Source organism: Arthrobacter sp. Y3221087, from assembly GCF_059089905.1.
The window spans coordinates 725,968-744,298 of record NZ_JBNHFE010000001.1; the positions used below are offsets into that span (position 1 = coordinate 725,968).

An 18,331-nucleotide genomic window follows, 5' to 3' on the forward strand; every position below is an offset into this window, starting at 1 on the left:
GCCGGCTGCCCGGACTCAGTGCCGTCGGGCGTCGTGGAGTTCCGCTGCCCTGCGAATGAAGTCGCAGTCGCTGGCGGAGAGGATACTTTCACCGTGCCGGTCCTGTTCAAACTCGGCACCGGTAGCCGCTTTGATCTCTGCCGCAATGGTTCTGGGAAGGATGCGGCACCCCGGATTATCCACCAGCCAATGCCGCGTTTCTGGTTCGAGCCGATCCCACAGCTGCTCAATGTCCATTACGTACCCCACCCTTTGTAATTTTCCTATGCATGAATGATGTGAGACGGAGGTAATCGCGGTGTCCCCTCCGCGTCTGCGGCCGCACCAGGAGACCCGATCATGGGAAATTTCTCCCACCTGGTGCGGAATCTTCTCCCCGTGATGAGTGAAAAGATTCTTCCGACATTGACCGATAGACGTTGTCGTCAATCGCGCCCATAAAAAGTGTGATCCCCTCTGGACGGGACGGTCAAGACCTCTTCTGAAACGGTCAAACCAACTAGCCAAAAGCGGGCAAACCGGGTGGTAGGGGTTCATCCCGGCTTCCTCCGCTTCGTGGCGGCTTCAAGTTGCCGCGGAGGGAACAATAGAGCCATGGCACGAGGAAATCGGCGCATCCTTCCCGAGGAGCGCAGGGGGCACAGGCGTCCGCGGCTGGGGCGGCGCCGGGAGATACCGGCATTCATCCTCGCTCTGGGGCTCCCGCCGCTCCTGCAGTTCCTCCTGGACCTTCTTCCCCACGACCAGCTGTCTACGGACATGCTGGTACACCTCACCGGCATTGTTGGTGTTGCGCTGCTCGGGGGGCTCTGGCCAGCCGTGCTGGCGGCCGTCGTCGCGGGGCTGACCGTGAATTACTTCAGCGTCCACCCCGTGGGGTCCCTGACGGTGATTGATCCCGAAAACGTCCTGGCGTTGTTCATTTTTGTCGTGGTGGCGGTGGCCGTGTCACTGGTCGTGGACCGCTCGGCCAAGCTCAGTAAGGAAGCACACCTGGCAGGGGCAGAAGCAGCAGTCCTCAGCGATCTGAGCCGGAGGGCTGTGGCCGAGGGGAACAGTATTCCTGCTTTCCTGGACAAGGTCCGGGAACACTTCCAGGTGGTGGGAGCCGGTATGTGGGTCAAACGGGAAACCGGCCCGGGCGGGACAGTGGTGTGGGAGCTTCAGGAATCCTCCGGCGGACCGCAGCCGGATGACGTTTCGGAGGCTGACGTTGCGGAGCAGCTGGACCGGGACCGGATCCTCACACTTACCGGAAAGGATCTCACCGATGATGAACGGCGGCTGCTGACCGCCTTTGGCGCCCATCTGCTGGCCATGGTCCAGCGTGAAGAGCTCACGGCGAGCCAGCGCGAAAACCTCCGTCTTGCCGAGGGCAACACCATGCGGACGTCCATTCTGCGGGCGGTGTCCCATGATCTCCGCACTCCACTGGCTGGCATCAAGCTCGCTTCCAGCAGCCTGCGTGATAAGACCATTACCTTCAGCGCGGAGGAGCAGGAAGAACTTCTGGCCACCGTAGAGTCGGGGGCAGACAGGCTGGACCGCCTGGTGAGCAACCTTTTGGATATGTCCAGGATCACGGCTGACTCGGTCGCACCCCTGATCCGTCCCGTTTATTGGGCAGACGCCGTAGGTGAAGCGCTCCGCGGCATGGACTCCGCGCGGCTCCGCGTTCTGTTGCCGGACAACATGCCCCCGGTCGATGCCGACCCGGGGATGCTGGAAAGGGTTATCGCCAACCTGGTGGAAAACGCCCTGAAGTATGCCCCCGAGTCGGATGTGGTGATCTCCGGAACTGTTGGCGGTGCCGGCAGTGCAAGAATTGGGGATGTTCCTGCCAGCGAACTTACTGTCGTCGATCGTGGCGCGGGCATCCCCGCTGATGAGGTCCTGGCAATGTTCCGCCCCTTCCAGCGCGCTGATGACACGACGGCCGGAACGGGGATTGGTCTTGGTCTTGCCGTGGCGAAAGGGTTCACCGAGGCCATGGGCGGGGTCCTGCTGGCCGAGCCCACTCCTGGCGGGGGCCTGACGATGGTGGTCCGGTTGCCGCTCTCCACGGGCGTAGCGCCCTCATCCGGCATGAAAGGACAGCGTGGCCACCGTTCTGATCGTTGACGATGAGGTTCAGATCCTTCGTGCCCTCCAGATCAATCTGACGGCCCGGGGCTACTCGACGGTGACCGCGTTGACCGGGAAAGAGGCTCTGGACCGGGCAGCACAGCATCCGGTGGACGTCATCATCCTGGACTTGGGACTTCCTGACCTGGACGGGGTTGAGGTGATCCGCAGGCTCCGGCGCTGGAACGACGTCCCTATCGTGGTCCTGTCCGCCCGGCACGGCTCCGATGACAAGATCCAGGCTCTGGACGCGGGTGCTGACGATTACGTCACCAAGCCCTTCGGGATGGACGAACTCCTGGCCCGTCTCCGGGCTGCCCTGAGAAGGGGATCTTCCGGTGATGTCCCGGTCATCGAAACCGAAGGCTTCACAGTCGATCTCCCCGCCAAGCAGGTGACGCGCCGCGGAGTTCCTGTCCGGCTGACCCCCACGGAGTGGAACATCCTGGAGCTGCTGGTCAGGAACAGCGGCGCCCTGATCACGCACGAGGAGATCCTCCGGCAGGTCTGGGGACCGGCCTACGCCGAGGAAACCGGCTACTTGCGGGTCTACCTCGCACAGTTGCGGCGCAAGCTCGAAGCCGATCCGGCGAATCCGCGGCACCTGCTGACTGAGGCCGGACTGGGATACCGCTTCCGGGAATAGCTGCCGCCCGAAAGACCTGCTGGGGGCGTTAAGAAAGCATTAAAATCCGTGGAAACGCCCCGGATACGGGATGAACCCGGTGCTACGCTCCGGTGGTTATCAGCACAGCGTAGCGCCTGAAACGGGGGCTGTTTGCGCCCGTCCCAGGCAGTATAGAAAGACACGTCCTTGACGGCTTCCACCCGGTTCTCCATCCCCGCCACCGTTCCCAAACCTGAACAAAAATCGGCACCAGGCAGCCCGCTGGTTCGGTGGCTGCTCGAACACCGGGTCAACCAGCCCGTCGGTCCGGAAACCTCGGACGCCCACGCGTCCCGGCAGAGCTGGTGGAAAGTCATGTGCCTGACCGGGGTGGACTACTTCTCCACCCTGTCCTACCTGCCCGGCATTGCAGCCCTGGCGGCGGGGGCGCTGTCCCCGCTGGCCACGCTGCTGATCGTGGCTCTGACGCTGCTCGGGATGCTGCCCATGTACCTGCGCGTAGCCAAGGAAAGCCCGCACGGGCAGGGTTCCGTGGCGATGCTGGAACGGCTCCTGCCATTCTGGCGTGGAAAGATCTTCGTGCTGGTCCTGCTCGGGTTCGTCGCGACGTCGTGGATCATCACCATCACCCTCTCAGCGGCTGACGCGACAGTGCACCTGCTCGAAAACCCTTACCTGCCGCCCTTCCTGGAAGGGCAGGCGGTGGCAATCACCGTTGTCCTGCTCCTGATCCTGGGCGCGGTGTTCCTGCTTGGGTTCTCGGAAGCGGTGGCCATCGCCATCCCCCTCGTCGCCGTCTTCCTCGGCATGAACGCCATCATCATCGGCACCGGTATCGCGGAAATCCTCGCCACACCCGCTGCGCTCACCGGTTGGACCGACGCGCTCACGTCGTCCGGCGGCGGTTTGAGCGGGGTCATTGGGCCGGCGTTGATGGCTTTTCCCCTGCTGGTCCTGGGCCTGTCGGGTTTTGAAACCGGCGTCAGCATGATGCCCCTTGTGTCGGCCCGAGGAGCCACACCCGAGGAAAAGCTGGCCAGCAGGGTCAAAAACACCCGCAAGCTTTTGACGACGGCGGCCGTGATCATGAGCGTGTACCTGCTGGGCAGCAGCTTCGTCACCACCGTGCTGATCCCCGCCGAGGAGTTCCAGGCAGGCGGTGAAGCGAACGGCAGGGCCTTGGCCTACCTGGCCCACGAGCACCTCGGCAACGGCTTCGGATCCGTTTACGACGTCAGCTCCATTTTGATCCTCTGGTTCGCCGGAGCCTCCGCCATGGCCGGACTCATCAACATCGTCCCCCGCTACCTGCCGTCCTACGGGATGGCTCCAGACTGGTCCCGCGCCGTCCGCCCGGTGGTGCTCGTATACACGGCCATCAGCATCCTGATCACCATCGGCTTCAACGCCGACGTCAACGCCCAGGCCGGCGCCTACGCCACCGGCATCCTGGCCATGATGGTCTCCGGTGCAACCGCCGTCACCATCTCCGCCATCCGCCGTAAGCAACGCGCCGCTGCCATTGCCTTCACGGTCCTGACGCTGGTGATGCTCTACGCCCTGGCAGCCAACGTGGTGGCCAAACCGGACGGCATCACCATCTCCGCCTTCTTCATCCTCGGCATCATCGCCGTCTCCCTTGTCTCCCGCGTCAGCCGCACCACCGAACTGCGCGTTGACCGTATCGAGTTGGATGCCGCGGCCCGCCGGTTTATTAGCGACACCCTGGATTTCGACGGCCGGATAAACCTCATCGCCCACCGCCCGGAATCCGGCACTGCAGCAGAATACGCGGGAAAGGAAGCCGCCCAGCGCAAGATGAATCCGGTGCCCGGAACCGCCGACGTCATCTTCCTCGAAGTGGACATCACCGACCCCTCCGAATTCAGCGACACCCTCGAAGTACACGGCATGGAAGTGGGGGGCCACCGGGTGCTCCGGGCCCATAGCCCGGCCGCCCCGAACGCTATCGCCGCGATCCTCCTGGCGCTGCGGGACGCCACCGGTGTCAGGCCGCACGCCTACTTCGAGTGGTCGGAAGGAAACCCCCTCGTCCACCTGATGCGCTACCTGCTCCTGGGCCGGGGTGACACCGCCCCGGTGGTCCGGGAAATCATCCGCAAGAACGAACCGGATCCGGATCGTCGGCCCGGTATCCACGTGGGATGAACGGATACCGCCTCCCTGAAGAACGCCCCATCATCGGCTAGACCGTCTGACCCAGCCTTCTGCTGAAACCGCCCACCTCAACAGGTAGCTCCAGCGCAAAAGACAGGTACCGGCCAACGGTGACCGTGAGTTCGCCGGGTCTATAAACTCCGGCTTACGCCGTCTGTTTCGGCCCGCCGTTATAAGGGGAAATCTGATGCAGCTAATAACTACAGGGTCTCGGTGGCGTGCGGCCGTCGTCGTCACAATCATCGCGGCGCTCACGCTGGTCGGCAATATCCCCGCCACCGCTGCAACCCTGGTGACCTCCACGATCCCGGTCGGGTCGAGCCCAAGCAACGTTGCGTTCACTCCGGACGGGTCCAAAGCCTACGTCGCCAACTGGGAATCCAACACGGTGTCGGTCATCGCTGTAGCCTCGGGCACGGTGACCTCCACGATCCAGGTCGGGCCGCTTCCGATTGGTGTTGCGTTCACCCCGGACGGATCGACGGCCTACGTCACCAGCGTCAGTTCCGACACCGTGTCGGTCATCGATGTGGCCTCCGACATGATGACCTCGTCGGTCCCCGTCGGAGAGTCTCCGACCACCGTCGCGTTCACCCCCGACGGGTCGACGGCCTACGTCAGCAGCGCCAGTACTGACACGGTGTCGGTCATTGAGGTGGGCACGAGCAGGATGACCTCTTCGATCCTGGTCGGGCCGCTTCCGGGCTCCATTGCGTTCACCCCGGACGGAGCGAAGGCCTACGTCACCAACGGGCAGGATTCGAACATGGTGTCGGTCATCGATGTGGCCACGAACATGTGGATCTCCACCATCCCGGTCGGCGCGTCTCCTGGCAGCATTGCGATCACCCCGGACGGGTCCAAGGCCTACGTCGCCAACAACGAAAGTGACACGGTGTCGGTCATCGATGTGGCATCCGAAGATGAGGTCGCCACCATCACGGTCGGGTGGAGCCCGGACAGTGTGGCGATCACCCTTGACGGGTCCATGGCTTACGTCACCAACTCCGGTTCCAACACAGTGTCTGTCATCGACGTGCCGTCGGACACAGTGACGTCCACGATCGCGGTTGAAACGCCTCCGGGCGATGTTGCGGTCACCCCGGATGGGTCGACAGTCTACGTCACCAACACCTTTGACAACACGGTGTCGGTCATCACCGTGAATGCAGCAGCGCCGGTGTTCACCGCGGCGACACCTCCGACAAAGGCGACCACGCGTGCCGCCTACAGCTACACGTTTGCCGCAACAGGTGTCCCTGCCCCGACCTTCCAGGTTTCCTCTGGTGCACTGCCCGCAGGCTTAACCCTGGACGCCGCCACGGGAGTCCTGGCCGGAACACCGACCAAGGCCGGCAGGTTCACGTTCAGTGTGACCGCAACCAACGGTGTCAGCCCCGATGCGGTCACTGGCCCCATCACAATCACCGTGACCAAGGCGAAGGTCCGCTGAACCGAAACCGCGGACAAGCAGCACCGCCAACATCAGCGCAGAACATGCGCGCAGCATGACGCGCAGTTCGTGAAGCACAAGGACAAGTCACGTGTGGACCAAACAGCACCAAACCTTCTGCAGTGTCTGCGGAAGGACAACTAACCACTTCACGCACTACCTCAAGGATGAGGAAAGAGGCGGGATAGTTCCCGACGTGCACTGCGCCGAGCACCGTGAAGACCTAGTGGGTGAACAGTCTCAGACTTAGCAGCAGGGCCGTCGCAATCAGCTCATCTAAGTTCCGGTTGACCCGTTAGTTCACCAGCTCGTCGATCTCTACTTCCTCGACGACTGCTGCGGCGTACCCGCTGGCATGACCTTCGGCAGTTGGGTGGAAGTTGGTGCCGAACAGGGGGTCTGCCGGATCAAAGTTGATCCAGGGCTCGGGCGAGCCAATGCCGTGACCGGCGAAGTCGTCGGTGACTTCAATATAGACAGCGCCGGAGGACTTGGCGGCGTCCCGAATGACTTTGTTGAGGGTGTCAGTACCCGTGTTGAAGATCTCGATATTCTCGACGAGTGCGCCGCCGGCAAACTCCGGAGCGAACAAATACGGATACCCCACTGCGGCAATCGTGGCGTTGGGTGCCTGGGCTCGGATAGCTCCGTAAGCCTGGGCCCTTACCTTCCTGAAGGCTGACCTTCTTAGGCAACCTTTGTTGGCGTTACTGCTGCGTTACCGGCCCCGCAAGTGCCGGAGGAAGGGGGTACGACGGCGGGTGCGCGCCGCCGTCGTACGCTTGCCTTGGCGGATCGGTACGGCGGCGCAGGCTCAGGACGGGAGGTGTCCCAGGTGGCTACACCGGAAGAGTTCTATGACCGCCTGGCATCCGAATACCACCTGCTGTTCGGCGACTGGTGGGCGGCCGCCCAATGGCATGGGCGCGTGATCGCCGACGTCCTGGCGCAGCGGGGAATCACTGCGGGCCGCCTGCTGGACTGCACGTGCGGCATCGGAACCCAGGCCCTGCCGCTTGCGAAACTTGGGTATCTCGTGACGGCCACCGACGTGAGCCGCGCCGCCGTCCACCGGGCCCGGGCGGAGGCAACTGCTAGGGAAACCGACGTCGACTTTGCCTGCTGCGACGTCCGGAACGTGCGTGATCACGTCTCCGGCAAGTTCGACGTCGCTATCTCCTGCGACAACGCCCTGCCGCACCTGCTGACTGACCGGGACCTGCGCCATGCCTTGCGCAGTGTCCGTGCGTGCCTGCGGCCAGGCGGGCTCTTGCTCGCCTCTCTTCGGGACTACGACGCGTTGCGGGCCCGCTCCGGCACCACCCGCTACCGGGCGCTGCGGCGCGGGACACTTGAGGGTCTGCTTGCATCGGCCGGGTTTACCGCCGTCGAATGGCTCATGCCCGACGTCAGCGGCTACTACCAGCCGATGGTGCTGGCGAAAGCCTGATGCCCGTTGGTGCTCCGCCATCTAGAACGTCTCCGGGACGGGACGGCCGGGGAAGAGCGCCGCGTACTGCTTGCGGTACATCCTGCGTCCGATCAGCCGGTAAGCGAGGCGCACCGGGGCGGGCATTTCGTCGAAGAAGATTCTCCGCCGGTCTTCCGGCGGATTCGTGGCCAGGACCAGGCCGAGGAAAGAGACCAGGAACTTCTTGTCGTACTGCCGCACCCCATGCTTGGGTACTGCCATCAGTTCCTCCTCGGTCATCACCCGGTCCACGACGGGCATCACTTCCGTGACCTCACGACGCAGGTGCTCCTTAAGGACCGGCTGCAGGTCTTCGTAGCGCTGCGCGAGTTCCGCCCTGCTTTCTGCGTCCGCCGTCTGCATCCAGCGTTCAAGGACGGGTTCGATGCCCTTCACGTGGTCCCGGATCTGTCCGTGGTGGCTGAGCATCTCCTCTATGTGCGGTGTGCTCGCCGGTGCCCGCTCGGCCAGCTGCGGGTACATCAGCAGGTCCTGGCCCTCCTGGTGGACAAGGAGCACCGTGTGGAAGTTACCCAGCATTTTTCCCACGTAGGCGGCGCGGGCAGTGTCGCCGGGGTTGGCGGAACGCACTAGGCCGGGCGCCTCGTCATAGGCCCAGAGCAGGAAGCGGTGGACCCGCTGGATACCGGTTGACCCGGTAGACAGGACCGGCCCCGGCGGCAGGGGTGCCGCGGTTTCGCCGGGACGCATGGTGAAGAAATCAGTCATGGCTGGCTCCATTGGAAAATCTGGCGATACCCGCCCGGACGCCGCCACGGCGGTTTCCGGGCCGGTCCGGATTAGGTTGTGGCCACGTAGCCAGATTACTACTTTTGTAGTGGGCTGTCACTACTTTTATAGTGGTGCTAGAGGGGTCCCTTGGCAGCGACGAAACGGATCGGCGAAGGCGTTAGAAGCCGAGTAGTTGGGCGGCCAGCGAATACATTCCCCATAGCCCTGCTGCCAGGAGGGCGCCCAGGTAGGCCAGGACCAGCCTCGTATCCCGGAGGTAGCACTTCGACTTCGTCAGGCCCCGCCGACGGGCTTTCCAGTAGCCTGCGAATCCGACGGCGGCGAACACGGCCAGTGCCACCGGGCCGGCTGCCCAGCCCAGCAGGGCGATGGTGGCGAAGATGCAGAGCCGCAATGGATCGAAGGCCGGCGGTGACTGCGGACCGGCGTCGGGCTCTGGCCGGTGACCCTGCGGGGCCGCATGCCAGGCGCGCACCAGATGTGACGGCGGTGGCCCCGCGGCAAGGCGCCGGGCGTCAGAAGCGGAACTCATCATTTTCCCTATTCCTGGCTCAGACCTGGCGGACCGGGAGGAGTCGGGTGCCCGTGGCTGTGCTCATCCGTTGCCTGGCCAGGGCCGGCCAGGCCTGGACAGCGCAGAACGGGGCGCACTGGTGATCGCCGGCGTCGCTCTTGGTGCCCACGTGGACGCAGCATTGGGTGAGCCGTTCCTCGATCATGGTGGAGATGTCCATGAACGGCTTGACCATGATCCGGGTGATCCGTTCGCCGAGGAGCCGGCGCAGGCGCTGCTGCTGCCCTGGGAGCTTGCCGGCAGCCAGCGTGGTGAGGGTGCCGATGCCGAGGTCGCATTGGGTGCAGATGTTCTTCCAAAGATCCATTGTCCGCGGGTGGGATAGGGAGGACTGCTCGCTGAGAAGGTCCAGGAGTGAGGTCTTCATGAGGTTTCGCAGCTCGAGCGGGATGGCGCTGTCGGCGATCCGGTTGGCGATGGTGTCGGGGTTGAGTTCCAGCCAGGCGAGCAGCTGGTCGTGCCCGATGAGGGCTGTCAGTGAACGCCAGACTCCGGCGTCGTCCTTCAGCATGTAACCCACCGAGGCGCAGTGCGGATGAGAGCAGGGGAGTGCCGTCAGGTCGTGCCACGAGACCACCCCGTTCGTTTGCTCCGCGAGCCTGTCCAGGACGCCTGTGTGGGTGAGCCGGTCCAAAGGGTTGATGCCGTGGCCGCGCCCTGAACCGAACACCGGCTGCAGCGCAACCCCGCCTACGAACGGGGTTTCCAGAGCCCGCATGACGACGGCGCCGACCTCTCCGTCGTTGACGCCGAGGGCCGCCGTCATGGTCAGGGTGGTGAACACGCCGCCCTCGGACAGGCGAGCGATGGCCAGGTCTTTGAAGCGGGTCAGGTCTCCGCCGCGGTGGTGGATGGATGCTGCTCTGGACGGGCCGTCGTATTGGAGGTACACCTCCACCCGGTCCCGGTGCCTGGCCAGCAGTGCGAGCAGGTCCTCGTCGGTGGCAATGAGCATGCCGTTGCTGTTCACCATGATCCGGACGATCGGCCGGGCGACGAGCTCATCCAGAAGTTCGGCCAGATGCGGGTAGAGCGTGGGCTCGCCGCCGGAGAGCATCAGCACATCCAGCCGCCCGTTCTCGCGGGCAAGCCGGGTGTCGATATTAGCCAGCACCTCACTGAGCGGCGCAACTCCCTGCAGTTGGGGGCCGGAAGCGGTGAAGCAAGTGGGGCAGCGCAGGTTGCAGTGCTCGATGATGTCCTGCAGGAGGATGCACGTGTGCTGCGTCTGCATAGCGGGAAGCCCGTATGAATACGCCTCCGGGACCTGGCGGTAATTGCCGGCCTGGTCCGGGACGTGTTGCTTGGTAGGGGCCTGCCATCTCTCCAGGTAGCGCAGAATTTCGGGGGACTCGTCGTACAACGTGCTGATGAGTCCGTGGTCCTGGCAGCCGCGTTCAAGCCAGACCCGCCCGTCGCGGATCAGCAGCGCGCCGGAGAGGCGCCGGACCTGCGCAAGCGGGGGGTTCGCCTCGTGGCAGCGGGGACAGAAAGCTGTGACATAGCGGTGGATGCGGTCCCCGCGAAGAGGCTGGCCGGGGCCCGGCAACGGCTGCCGGGATGTGAACGGGTTCATATCCGGCTACTCATCTGCGAGAGGGCCATGACGCAGATCCCGCCCCCGACCAGTATGAAGACCCCCAGGCCAATCAACAGCCCCGCGCCCAACCGGGACGTGCGTGTCCAGATTGCCAGACCACCGGCTACCGCCAGATACACCCCGATTGGTATCAGCGCTGCCGGCCCGGCGAGAGGAGTTTTATAGCCTTCGTCCGGAGCGATACCAGCTGTTGTCCCGAAATAGAGGACATAGAGACCAGCAGCTCCGAGCAGGATTCCAAGCATCATGGAGCCGCGTCTTGGTTCCTGGGGCTCCTTTTCTTGGCGCGATGGCGGGGGGCTCCAGGGTTCTTTGGAATTGTCATCGGTCATGATGCTCGCTCCTTCAACATCGGGCGGAGTGGTTTCATGTCAGGGGCCTCATCTGCGCGAGGAGTCCGACGCAGATCCCGCCGCCGAGCAGGGTGAAGATCCCCAGGCCAATCAGCAGCCCCGTACCCAGCCGGGAGGTGCGCGGCCGGACCGCGAGAACAGCCGCTACCAACAGATAGACGCCGATCGGAATCAATGCTGCGGGCCCGGCGAGGAAATGCATGGAGGAGAGCGCAAAGAAATAGAAGAGATAAAGGGCAGTAGCCCCCACCAGGATTCCCAACCCCATGGGGCCCAGACCTGGTTCGGGGGGATCCTCCTCATCCTCCTCCTCCCTTTCCTGGCGCGGCGGATAGTCCTCACTCATGCTGCTCTTTCCTCCATCCTGGGGTTGAGGGGTTTCCCGAAGACCCGCAGCATCCGCCAGAGCAGCAGGGGGAAAACCACCAGGAGGAACCACTGGGGACGGCTCATCCCCAGCCAGAGCAACTCGTTGCCGCGGACAAATTCGACGCCGAAGCGGAAGAGGGCGTAGGAGGTTACGTAGCAGATAAAGAGGTCGCCGGACCGGGGCAGGCGGTCCCGGTAACGCCACATGAGTGCGAATGCGGCCACATGGAACACGATTTCATAGGCAAAAGAGGGGTGGAGTCCCGCCCCGGGAACTCCACCCAACATTGCAGCCTGCGCGGGCGTGAGAACAATTCCCCACGTCCCCCCGGTGGGGGTGCCAGGCAATTCGGTGAGGAGGCACCCGACGCGCCCGATCATCAAGGCCAAGGCGACAGCGGGCGCAAGCAGATCCCCGGTGGAGTCGCGGTAACCTGTCATCCGCTTGGCCAGATGGACGCCGAACCATGCGCCGACCAGTCCGGCCAGGATGCTGCGGTCGCCGTTGCCCCACCAGTCAACTAGGGAAATCTGCCGGGAAAAATCCCAGGTCAGCAATCTGGAGCCGATGGCACCGAAGGCGATGGCGAAACCTGCAATCGGCCACAGCCGGGGATCGGTAAGGCCTCTGCGGCGCTTCTCGTAAGCGTAGAACAGCAGGGCTGCAAGGATGCCCAGCCCCAATAAGCCGGCGTGCACCAGCCCGTCTCCCGCGAAGGGAAGCCCGATCATGAGCAGAGTGTAACAGCGACCCTTCCTGCCCGCCCCTGCGACTTCGACCGGAACAGGAAGAACGCCGGGCAATTGTGTCCGGGTGAAATTGCCGGGAGACGGGAATGCCATAACGCGGACGATCGAGTCGGCCCGCAGGTTCTGGCTTGGCATTCAAGTGGTGGTGCTCGGGCCGTCGCGCCCAGCCGCTGGCTGAGACGCTCCGCGCCGCGAGCAGCGCCATCCGCGACGGGGCCGCGGCAGCCGCGCTCCATTCATTGACACCACCGAGACCGGCTGGTTCACGGCAGCCAACAGCCCGGAACTGAACTTCGCCTTGAGGTGACTAGGAGGAATTACGACGGCGGGGCGCGCCGCCGTCGTACATATCGCCTACGTGCCTCCGCACTCGCTCACCTAATGACCACGAAACCGGAAATTCCCCGCAAAACAATTTCGGATCAAGGTCTGCCTGGATTCATTGTTTCCCTGCTAGCGCGGAGGTACGATCACGGCAACCTTTCGGCCAGAACGAGACGGCGACGTGATCTTCTGAGGAGTTTTGTTGAAGGTTCTAATAACCGGCGGAGCAGGCTTCATTGGTTCTAATCTCGTGGCCTACTTCAATCATGAAAACCCTGATATCGAGCTGCGGGTCATTGATGATTTGAGTACCGGCAGAATCGAGAACCTTCATGGCCTCGATGTTGCCTTTACGAAAGGATCCATCCTTGACTACGAGCTGCTCCGTGAGGTCGTGAGCGGAGTCGACGCCGTCATTCATCTGGCGGCGATTGGAAGTGTCCCACGTTCCATCGGTGCGCCCCGGCCCAGTCATGACGCGAACGCCACCGGCACCCTCAACGTACTCGAAGCCGCTCGAGAAATGCGGACTGCCCACGTAATTGTGGCGTCCTCAAGTTCGGTGTATGGCAGCAATAAAGCGCTCCCCAAGTCCGAGTTCGACTGGACCCGGCCCATGAGCCCCTACGCAGTGAGTAAGCAGGCAACCGAGGGCTACACGATCGCCTACGGCCACTCCTATGGGATGCGGACCCTGGCGTTCCGTTTCTTCAATGTCTTCGGGCCAAGGCAACCGGCGGACCACGACTATGCGGCAGTCATACCGCGCTTCCTGGACGCAGCGATCAACGGCCAGCCAGTCACTGTGCACGGGGACGGGCTGCAGTCCCGGGACTTCACCTATGTCAAGACGGTATGCGCGACCATTTACGACGCCTTCCGGCGAGGCATCTGCTCCCTGGATCCGGTCAACCTTGCCTTTGGAACGAACACCACGCTCCTGGATTTGATTGGACGAATCGAAGCAGCACTGGGCCATAAGATTGACGTGCAGCACGTTGAGTCCAGAACCGGTGACGTCCGCGCCTCACAGTCTGACGGGTTGCGAGTCAGGGAACTCTTTCCGTCGATTACTCCCGTGGGTCTGGACGAGGGTCTGGCCAGTACCCTTCAATGGTTTCGGGACAAGCAGGTGTGCTAGTGAAGCCGCGCAAACGCAGGATCGTGCTGGGAATTACAGCCGACATGTCCCTCAAACTCATGGAGGGGTTTCCGCAGTATCTCGCCAGCCGTGGTTGGGACGTCCATGTCGTCTGCTCGCCAGGCCCGCTTTTCGACGAGATGGATGACGCGCCAGGAGTCACGTGCCATCGCATCGAGATGGCACGAAGGCCAGCGCCTATTGCGGACCTCGCAGCCTTAGGCCGGTGGGTCCTTCTCTTGCTGCGTCTCCGGCCTGACGTTACGTCTGTGGGAACTCCGAAGGCCGGTCTCCTCGGCGGAATTGCGGCATGGCTGACCCGGGTCCCCGACCGGATCTACCTGCTGCGCGGCCTTCCGTTGGAAACTGCTACTGGGGCCAAATTCCGGGTGCTCATGATCCTGGAGAAACTGGCGTTCGCTACCGCGCACAGGGCATTGGCCGTAAGTCCGAGTCTGCGTGCGCGGGCCGTCGGGCTCGGCATGGTGCGGCCCGAGAAGATCGTCGTGCTGGGCGCAGGAAGCTCCAACGGCGTAGATCTTTCGCACTTTAAGCCTGCAAACCATGATCTCGAGCACCGTGATTGCCAGGCCAGCCACGACCTTGCTGCCGAGCTCGGACTCGCCCCGGACGTGCCGGTTATAGGATTTGTTGGCCGGTTGAACGAGGACAAGGGCCTGAGGCACCTGGCCAGGGCCCGGGAGATGTTGCACAACAGGGGGATAGACCACCAGTTACTGGTCGTCGGAATAATTGACGGTTCCGCCGCTCCCGCCATTATGAAAGAGCTGGAGCGCAGCGGCCGGTTGATTCAGACCGGCCAAGTTCTCGATGCTGCACCCTTCTACCGCCTCATGGACCTGCTGTGTTTACCGACCCGTCGGGAAGGATTCCCGAACGTGGTTTTGGAAGCATCCGCTACCGGCGTCCCGACGGTGACAACGGATGCCACCGGGGCGATCGATTCAGTCGTGGACGGCGAGACAGGGTTTGTAACCAAAGTGGACTCGGCTTCAGCACTGGCTGAGGGCCTGGCCATGTTGGTCGAAGATCCAGGTCTAAGGAGGAGGATGGGAGAAGCCGCCAGGCAACGGGCTCACGACCACTATCGCCGGCCTCTTGTCTGGGGCCTTCTGGAGGAGTTTTATGCCCAGTCGCTGCATCAAGAACACAATTCCGAGGCGGTGACTATCACTGAGGCACGCTGACTATTAAAGGCTCCGATCGCAATCGAGTACATAGACAGGCAGGGTTAGGGCACCGATGTGCGGAATCAGCGGATTCTACGAAAGATACCCAGTCCAACCGCGGGCTGACGTGGCAGCAGCAATGATCGCGCGGATCCGTCACCGGGGCCCGGACGATAGCGGAGTCTGGGTGGATGAGTCGGTTGGCGTCGCACTGGGGCATCAAAGGCTGTCCATCTTGGACCTTAGCGACGCAGGGGCCCAACCCATGGTCTCAGCTGATGGAGACTTCGTAATAGTGTTCAACGGCGAGATCTATAACCATGCTGATTTGCGCACCGCGTTGGACGCACAGAAGCCTATTGCTTGGCGAGGCCACTCGGACACGGAAACGATTCTCGAGTGCTTTGCCGCTTGGGGAATTGAGCGGACACTAAAGGCCTGCGAGGGCATGTTCGCCCTCGCCCTCTGGGACAGAGCAAACGGTGCTTTAACGCTGGCACGCGATCGATTCGGGGAGAAACCTCTCTACTTCGGTTGGCAAAGAGGGGCATTTCTTTTTGGTTCAGAGTTGAAGGCGCTAAAGGCTCACCCCGCTTTCGAAAACGAGGTTAGTCGAGACTCCTTATGCCTCCTGCTTCGGCATGACTGCATCCCTGCTCCCCATTCAATTTTCAAGGGCGTACATAAGCTTCGCCCAGGCCATTATTTTACTTTGACGCGGGCCGCTCTGAATGGGGGGTTGTCGCCCGAACCGGTTCCATACTGGCAGTTAAGGGAACCTGTCGATCAGGGCCGGCTTGAGCCATTCGCTGGCAGTGACGCCGAGGCAGTGGACGCTTTAGAACGCGTTCTGGGGGCCAGCGTGCGTCGGCAGATGGTGGCCGACGTGGCCCTGGGAGCGTTTTTGAGCGGAGGAGTGGATAGCAGCACGGTTGTTGCGCTCATGCAGGCCTCCGCGTCGCAGCCCGTCAAAACATTCACCATCGGCTCGTCCAGCTCGCACTACGACGAATCCGCACATGCCAAGGCCGTGGCCCGGCATTTGGGAACCGACCACACGGAGCTCATTTTGCAGCCCGCGGATGGACTGAACGTTATCCCGGCCCTGCCTACCATGTACTGCGAACCATTCGCCGACAGCTCACAAATTCCGACGTTCTTGGTCAGCAGGCTTGCCAGCAAGGAAGTGAAGGTGGCGCTAACTGGCGACGGCGGGGACGAAGTGTTCGGCGGTTACAACCGTTATCTGGACGCTCGCGCGGTCTGGTCCAGGGTCGCCAAATTCCCTGCGCCACTCCGGCGGGTTGCTGCCGCGGGGCTTATGGCGGTGCCGCCCCACGCGTGGGACTCCCTTTTTGAAACCTCCAGCAAGGTACTGCCCAAACGGCTGCATCTGAACGCCCCGGGCGATAAAGCCCACAAGTTAGCCGGAGTGCTGGATACCGCCAGTGAGACCAACTTCTACCGCCAGCTCACCAGCCACTGGGATGATCCCGCTAGCGTGGTTCTTGGGGGTGTCGAGCCGCCGACGATAATGACCGATCCACGGCAGTGGCCTGAGACCTCAGGCTTCGTGGAGTGGATGATGGCGATGGACACCCTGACCTATTTGACTGACGACATTCTGGTGAAAGTCGATCGGGCGGCCATGGCTGTGAGCCTCGAATCGCGGGTGCCAATGTTGGACCCGTCAGTTATTGAGCTTGCCTGGCGTATGCCCTTGGATAAGAAAGTGAGAGCGGGAGAAGGAAAATGGTTGCTCCGGCAGGTGCTTTACCGGCATGTCCCTAAAAGCCTTATAGAACGTCCCAAGATGGGGTTTGATTTTCCCCTTGACAGCTGGCTCAGGGGCCCTCTTCGCGACTGGGCCGAGCTCCTGCTGAACGAGGAACGACTGGGACGGGAAGGATACTTTCGCCCCGAGATAGTCAGGGGAATGTGGTCGGACCACCTCGGGGGCAAGCGCAACCGCCAGCACCAGTTGTGGACCATCCTCATGTTTCAGGCCTGGCTGGAAGAGCAGGAATTGACCAGCCACTAAACCACCGCTGATGCGCCGATAATTCAGAAATGAAGGGAAACTCGCCGATGTCTCACGAGCAGGAAAAAGTCGTTATCGTCGGTCAGGGCTACGTAGGTTTGCCTGTGGCCATCCGGGCGGCGGAAGTGGGTTACGACGTCGTCGGGGTGGACATTGACAAGCGCCGAATCGATGAGTTGTTGGCGGGTAGATCGTACGTGGATGATATCGATCAAGAAACCTTGCATGCAGCACTCACGTCGGGCCGTTATCTGGCAACTACGAGCTATCGCGACGCTGCACACTTTGACATTGCGGTGATCAGTGTTCCTACGCCTCTGCGTGAGAGGCTTCCAGACTTGACATTCATTGAGGAATCTGCGCGTTCATTGGCCGTTCACGTAAGGGCAGGTGCCACAGTAGTTCTCGAGTCCACGACGTATCCAGGCACGACGGAGGAGCTTCTCGTGCCGATATTGGAGGAGGGCTCTGGTCTGAAAGCAGGGAAAGACTTCTACGTCGGCTATAGCCCGGAACGAATCGATCCGGGCAATAAAGTCTGGGGCTTCGTCGAAACGCCAAAGGTGGTTTCCGGCATCAATGCCGAATCCTTGAAAAGAGTAGAGGCTTTCTATGGAAGGCTCGTCAATCAGACGGTGCCCGTCAGCGGTACAAAAGAAGCCGAGCTGACAAAGCTTCTGGAAAACACCTTCAGGCACGTAAACATTGCCTTGGTAAACGAGCTGGCCATTTACGCGCACCAGCTCGGCGTGAACATATGGGAGTCCATCGAAGCAGCGTCGTCAAAGCCGTTCGGATTCATGAAGTTCACTCCCGGTCCTGGCGTTGGTGGACATTGCCTGCCGGTGGACCCCAGCTATTTATCCTGGCAGGTCCGCCGCAAACTGGGACAGAACTTTCGATTTGTCGAACTTGCCAATGACGTCAATGACCATATGCCGGACTACGTAGTCCAGCGACTGATGCTGATGCTTAATAGGGAACAGCGCTCCATTTCTGGGTCCACTATTCTGCTCCTTGGATTGGCTTACAAGAAGAATACCGGCGACATTCGCGAGGCCCCTTCGCTCCGCCTCATCGAGCTCCTTTTGGACGCGGGTGCCCGCCTCATCGCTGTGGATGACCACATCGAGGCTCACCGCTGGCCCCCAGGAGTCACGAGAGCGACCTTGGATGAGGCTGTGATCTCAACGGCAGACATCGCTGTCCTCGTTACTGATCACGATGATCTTGACTTAGCGTTGTTAGCCTCTCCTTGTCTTCCTGTGCTCGATACCAAGAACAAGCTATTTGCCGATCACATCGAGACATTGTGAATGCCGACGGGATTCACGCGTTATGCGACAGGGAAATCAACGTCGCTCCGGCGAGCATGCGCCATT

General features: G+C 62.1%; 16 protein-coding genes and 1 pseudogene. 9 read left to right on the top strand and 8 right to left on the bottom strand.

Annotation, left to right across the window (positions count from 1 at the left end; all coding sequences use genetic code 11):
- Positions 1 to 15: 15 nt before the first annotated feature.
- Positions 16 to 237 carry a hypothetical protein gene (locus tag AC5RUO_RS03450; RefSeq protein ID WP_494010193.1) on the bottom strand — a complete coding sequence of 74 codons (222 nt, stop codon included), beginning with the start codon at positions 235 to 237 and terminating at the stop codon, positions 16 to 18.
- Between the two features lie 357 nt (positions 238 to 594).
- On the opposite strand from AC5RUO_RS03450, the gene AC5RUO_RS03455 reads away from it, so the two are divergent.
- From AC5RUO_RS03455 to AC5RUO_RS03470, 4 genes are all read left to right on the top strand, one after another.
- A complete protein-coding gene (locus tag AC5RUO_RS03455; RefSeq protein ID WP_494010194.1) occupies positions 595 to 2,121 on the top strand; it encodes a sensor histidine kinase in 1,527 nt (508 codons plus the stop codon).
- On the top strand, positions 2,099 to 2,770 hold the full coding sequence (locus AC5RUO_RS03460; protein WP_494010195.1) for a response regulator: 672 nt from the start codon (positions 2,099 to 2,101) through the stop codon (positions 2,768 to 2,770). The genes AC5RUO_RS03455 and AC5RUO_RS03460 overlap by 23 nt, the downstream gene beginning before the upstream one ends.
- A 168-nt stretch (positions 2,771 to 2,938) precedes the next feature.
- Positions 2,939 to 4,921 carry an APC family permease gene (locus AC5RUO_RS03465; RefSeq protein WP_494102829.1) on the top strand — a complete coding sequence of 661 codons (1,983 nt, stop codon included), beginning with the start codon at positions 2,939 to 2,941 and terminating at the stop codon, positions 4,919 to 4,921.
- A 196-nt stretch (positions 4,922 to 5,117) separates the two neighbouring features.
- Positions 5,118 to 6,383 carry a beta-propeller fold lactonase family protein gene (locus AC5RUO_RS03470; RefSeq protein ID WP_494102830.1) on the top strand — a complete coding sequence of 422 codons (1,266 nt, stop codon included), beginning with the start codon at positions 5,118 to 5,120 and terminating at the stop codon, positions 6,381 to 6,383.
- 295 nt (positions 6,384 to 6,678) lie between these two features.
- Here the strand turns inward: AC5RUO_RS03470 and AC5RUO_RS03475 are convergent.
- Positions 6,679 to 7,032, bottom strand: a pseudogene (locus tag AC5RUO_RS03475) (SGNH/GDSL hydrolase family protein); the annotation flags it as partial.
- A gap of 186 nt (positions 7,033 to 7,218) precedes the next feature.
- Here AC5RUO_RS03475 and AC5RUO_RS03480 point away from each other — a divergent pair.
- Entirely contained in the window at positions 7,219 to 7,833 is a 615-nt protein-coding gene (locus AC5RUO_RS03480; RefSeq protein ID WP_494102831.1) for a class I SAM-dependent methyltransferase, read from the top strand.
- Positions 7,834 to 7,854: 21 nt separating this feature from the next.
- Here AC5RUO_RS03480 and AC5RUO_RS03485 read toward each other — a convergent pair whose 3' ends face one another.
- The 6 genes from AC5RUO_RS03485 to AC5RUO_RS03510 all read right to left on the bottom strand — a co-directional run bounded on the left by AC5RUO_RS03485 (position 7,855) and on the right by AC5RUO_RS03510 (position 12,235).
- Positions 7,855 to 8,583, bottom strand: coding sequence for a hemerythrin domain-containing protein (locus tag AC5RUO_RS03485; protein WP_494102832.1), 729 nt, complete (start codon positions 8,581 to 8,583; stop codon positions 7,855 to 7,857).
- A 181-nt stretch (positions 8,584 to 8,764) separates the two neighbouring features.
- The gene (locus AC5RUO_RS03490) at positions 8,765 to 9,142 is read right to left on the bottom strand and encodes a hypothetical protein (protein ID WP_494010199.1); all 378 of its coding nucleotides are present in this window, start codon (positions 9,140 to 9,142) and stop codon (positions 8,765 to 8,767) included.
- A gap of 16 nt (positions 9,143 to 9,158) precedes the next feature.
- The gene (locus AC5RUO_RS03495; protein ID WP_494102833.1) at positions 9,159 to 10,757 is read right to left on the bottom strand and encodes a radical SAM protein; all 1,599 of its coding nucleotides are present in this window, start codon (positions 10,755 to 10,757) and stop codon (positions 9,159 to 9,161) included.
- Positions 10,754 to 11,113, bottom strand: a complete 360-nt coding sequence (locus AC5RUO_RS03500; RefSeq protein ID WP_494010201.1) for a hypothetical protein — start codon at positions 11,111 to 11,113, stop codon at positions 10,754 to 10,756. Before AC5RUO_RS03500 ends, AC5RUO_RS03495 begins: the two co-directional genes overlap by 4 nt.
- A gap of 34 nt (positions 11,114 to 11,147) precedes the next feature.
- A complete protein-coding gene (locus tag AC5RUO_RS03505) occupies positions 11,148 to 11,480 on the bottom strand; it encodes a hypothetical protein (RefSeq protein ID WP_494010202.1) in 333 nt (110 codons plus the stop codon).
- A complete protein-coding gene (locus AC5RUO_RS03510) occupies positions 11,477 to 12,235 on the bottom strand; it encodes a prolipoprotein diacylglyceryl transferase (protein WP_494102834.1) in 759 nt (252 codons plus the stop codon). The genes AC5RUO_RS03505 and AC5RUO_RS03510 overlap by 4 nt, the downstream gene beginning before the upstream one ends.
- Positions 12,236 to 12,779: 544 nt before the next feature.
- Between AC5RUO_RS03510 and AC5RUO_RS03515 the strand changes: the two genes are divergently transcribed.
- Genes AC5RUO_RS03515 through AC5RUO_RS03530 form a run of 4 tightly spaced genes read left to right on the top strand, consistent with a single transcriptional unit; the run spans position 12,780 to position 18,265 of the window.
- Positions 12,780 to 13,718, top strand: a complete 939-nt coding sequence (locus AC5RUO_RS03515; RefSeq protein ID WP_494102835.1) for an NAD-dependent epimerase/dehydratase family protein — start codon at positions 12,780 to 12,782, stop codon at positions 13,716 to 13,718.
- Positions 13,718 to 14,926: a glycosyltransferase family 4 protein gene (locus AC5RUO_RS03520; RefSeq protein ID WP_494102836.1), complete on the top strand. Its 1,209-nt coding sequence runs from the start codon at positions 13,718 to 13,720 to the stop codon at positions 14,924 to 14,926. The genes AC5RUO_RS03515 and AC5RUO_RS03520 overlap by 1 nt, the downstream gene beginning before the upstream one ends.
- Before the next feature lie 55 nt (positions 14,927 to 14,981).
- The gene (gene asnB, locus AC5RUO_RS03525) at positions 14,982 to 16,949 is read left to right on the top strand and encodes an asparagine synthase (glutamine-hydrolyzing) (protein ID WP_494010206.1); all 1,968 of its coding nucleotides are present in this window, start codon (positions 14,982 to 14,984) and stop codon (positions 16,947 to 16,949) included.
- A gap of 29 nt (positions 16,950 to 16,978) precedes the next feature.
- A complete protein-coding gene (locus tag AC5RUO_RS03530; RefSeq protein ID WP_494102837.1) occupies positions 16,979 to 18,265 on the top strand; it encodes a nucleotide sugar dehydrogenase in 1,287 nt (428 codons plus the stop codon).
- The last annotated feature ends 66 nt before the right edge of the window (positions 18,266 to 18,331 follow it).

Bases quoted from the DNA above. Each gene is read 5' to 3' on its own strand.
- AC5RUO_RS03495 (WP_494102833.1), bottom strand. From the start codon at position 10,757: ATGAACCCGTTCACATCCCGGCAGCCGTTGCCGGGCCCCGGCCAGCCT.
- AC5RUO_RS03455 (WP_494010194.1), top strand. From the start codon at position 595: ATGGCACGAGGAAATCGGCGCATCCTTCCCGAGGAGCGCAGGGGGCAC.
- AC5RUO_RS03505 (WP_494010202.1), bottom strand. From the start codon at position 11,480: ATGAGTGAGGACTATCCGCCGCGCCAGGAAAGGGAGGAGGAGGATGAG.
- AC5RUO_RS03490 (WP_494010199.1), bottom strand. From the start codon at position 9,142: ATGATGAGTTCCGCTTCTGACGCCCGGCGCCTTGCCGCGGGGCCACCG.
- AC5RUO_RS03450 (WP_494010193.1), bottom strand. From the start codon at position 237: ATGGACATTGAGCAGCTGTGGGATCGGCTCGAACCAGAAACGCGGCAT.
- AC5RUO_RS03500 (WP_494010201.1), bottom strand. From the start codon at position 11,113: ATGACCGATGACAATTCCAAAGAACCCTGGAGCCCCCCGCCATCGCGC.
- AC5RUO_RS03485 (WP_494102832.1), bottom strand. From the start codon at position 8,583: ATGACTGATTTCTTCACCATGCGTCCCGGCGAAACCGCGGCACCCCTG.
- asnB (WP_494010206.1), top strand. From the start codon at position 14,982: ATGTGCGGAATCAGCGGATTCTACGAAAGATACCCAGTCCAACCGCGG.
- AC5RUO_RS03470 (WP_494102830.1), top strand. From the start codon at position 5,118: ATGCAGCTAATAACTACAGGGTCTCGGTGGCGTGCGGCCGTCGTCGTC.
- AC5RUO_RS03530 (WP_494102837.1), top strand. From the start codon at position 16,979: ATGAAGGGAAACTCGCCGATGTCTCACGAGCAGGAAAAAGTCGTTATC.
- AC5RUO_RS03510 (WP_494102834.1), bottom strand. From the start codon at position 12,235: ATGATCGGGCTTCCCTTCGCGGGAGACGGGCTGGTGCACGCCGGCTTA.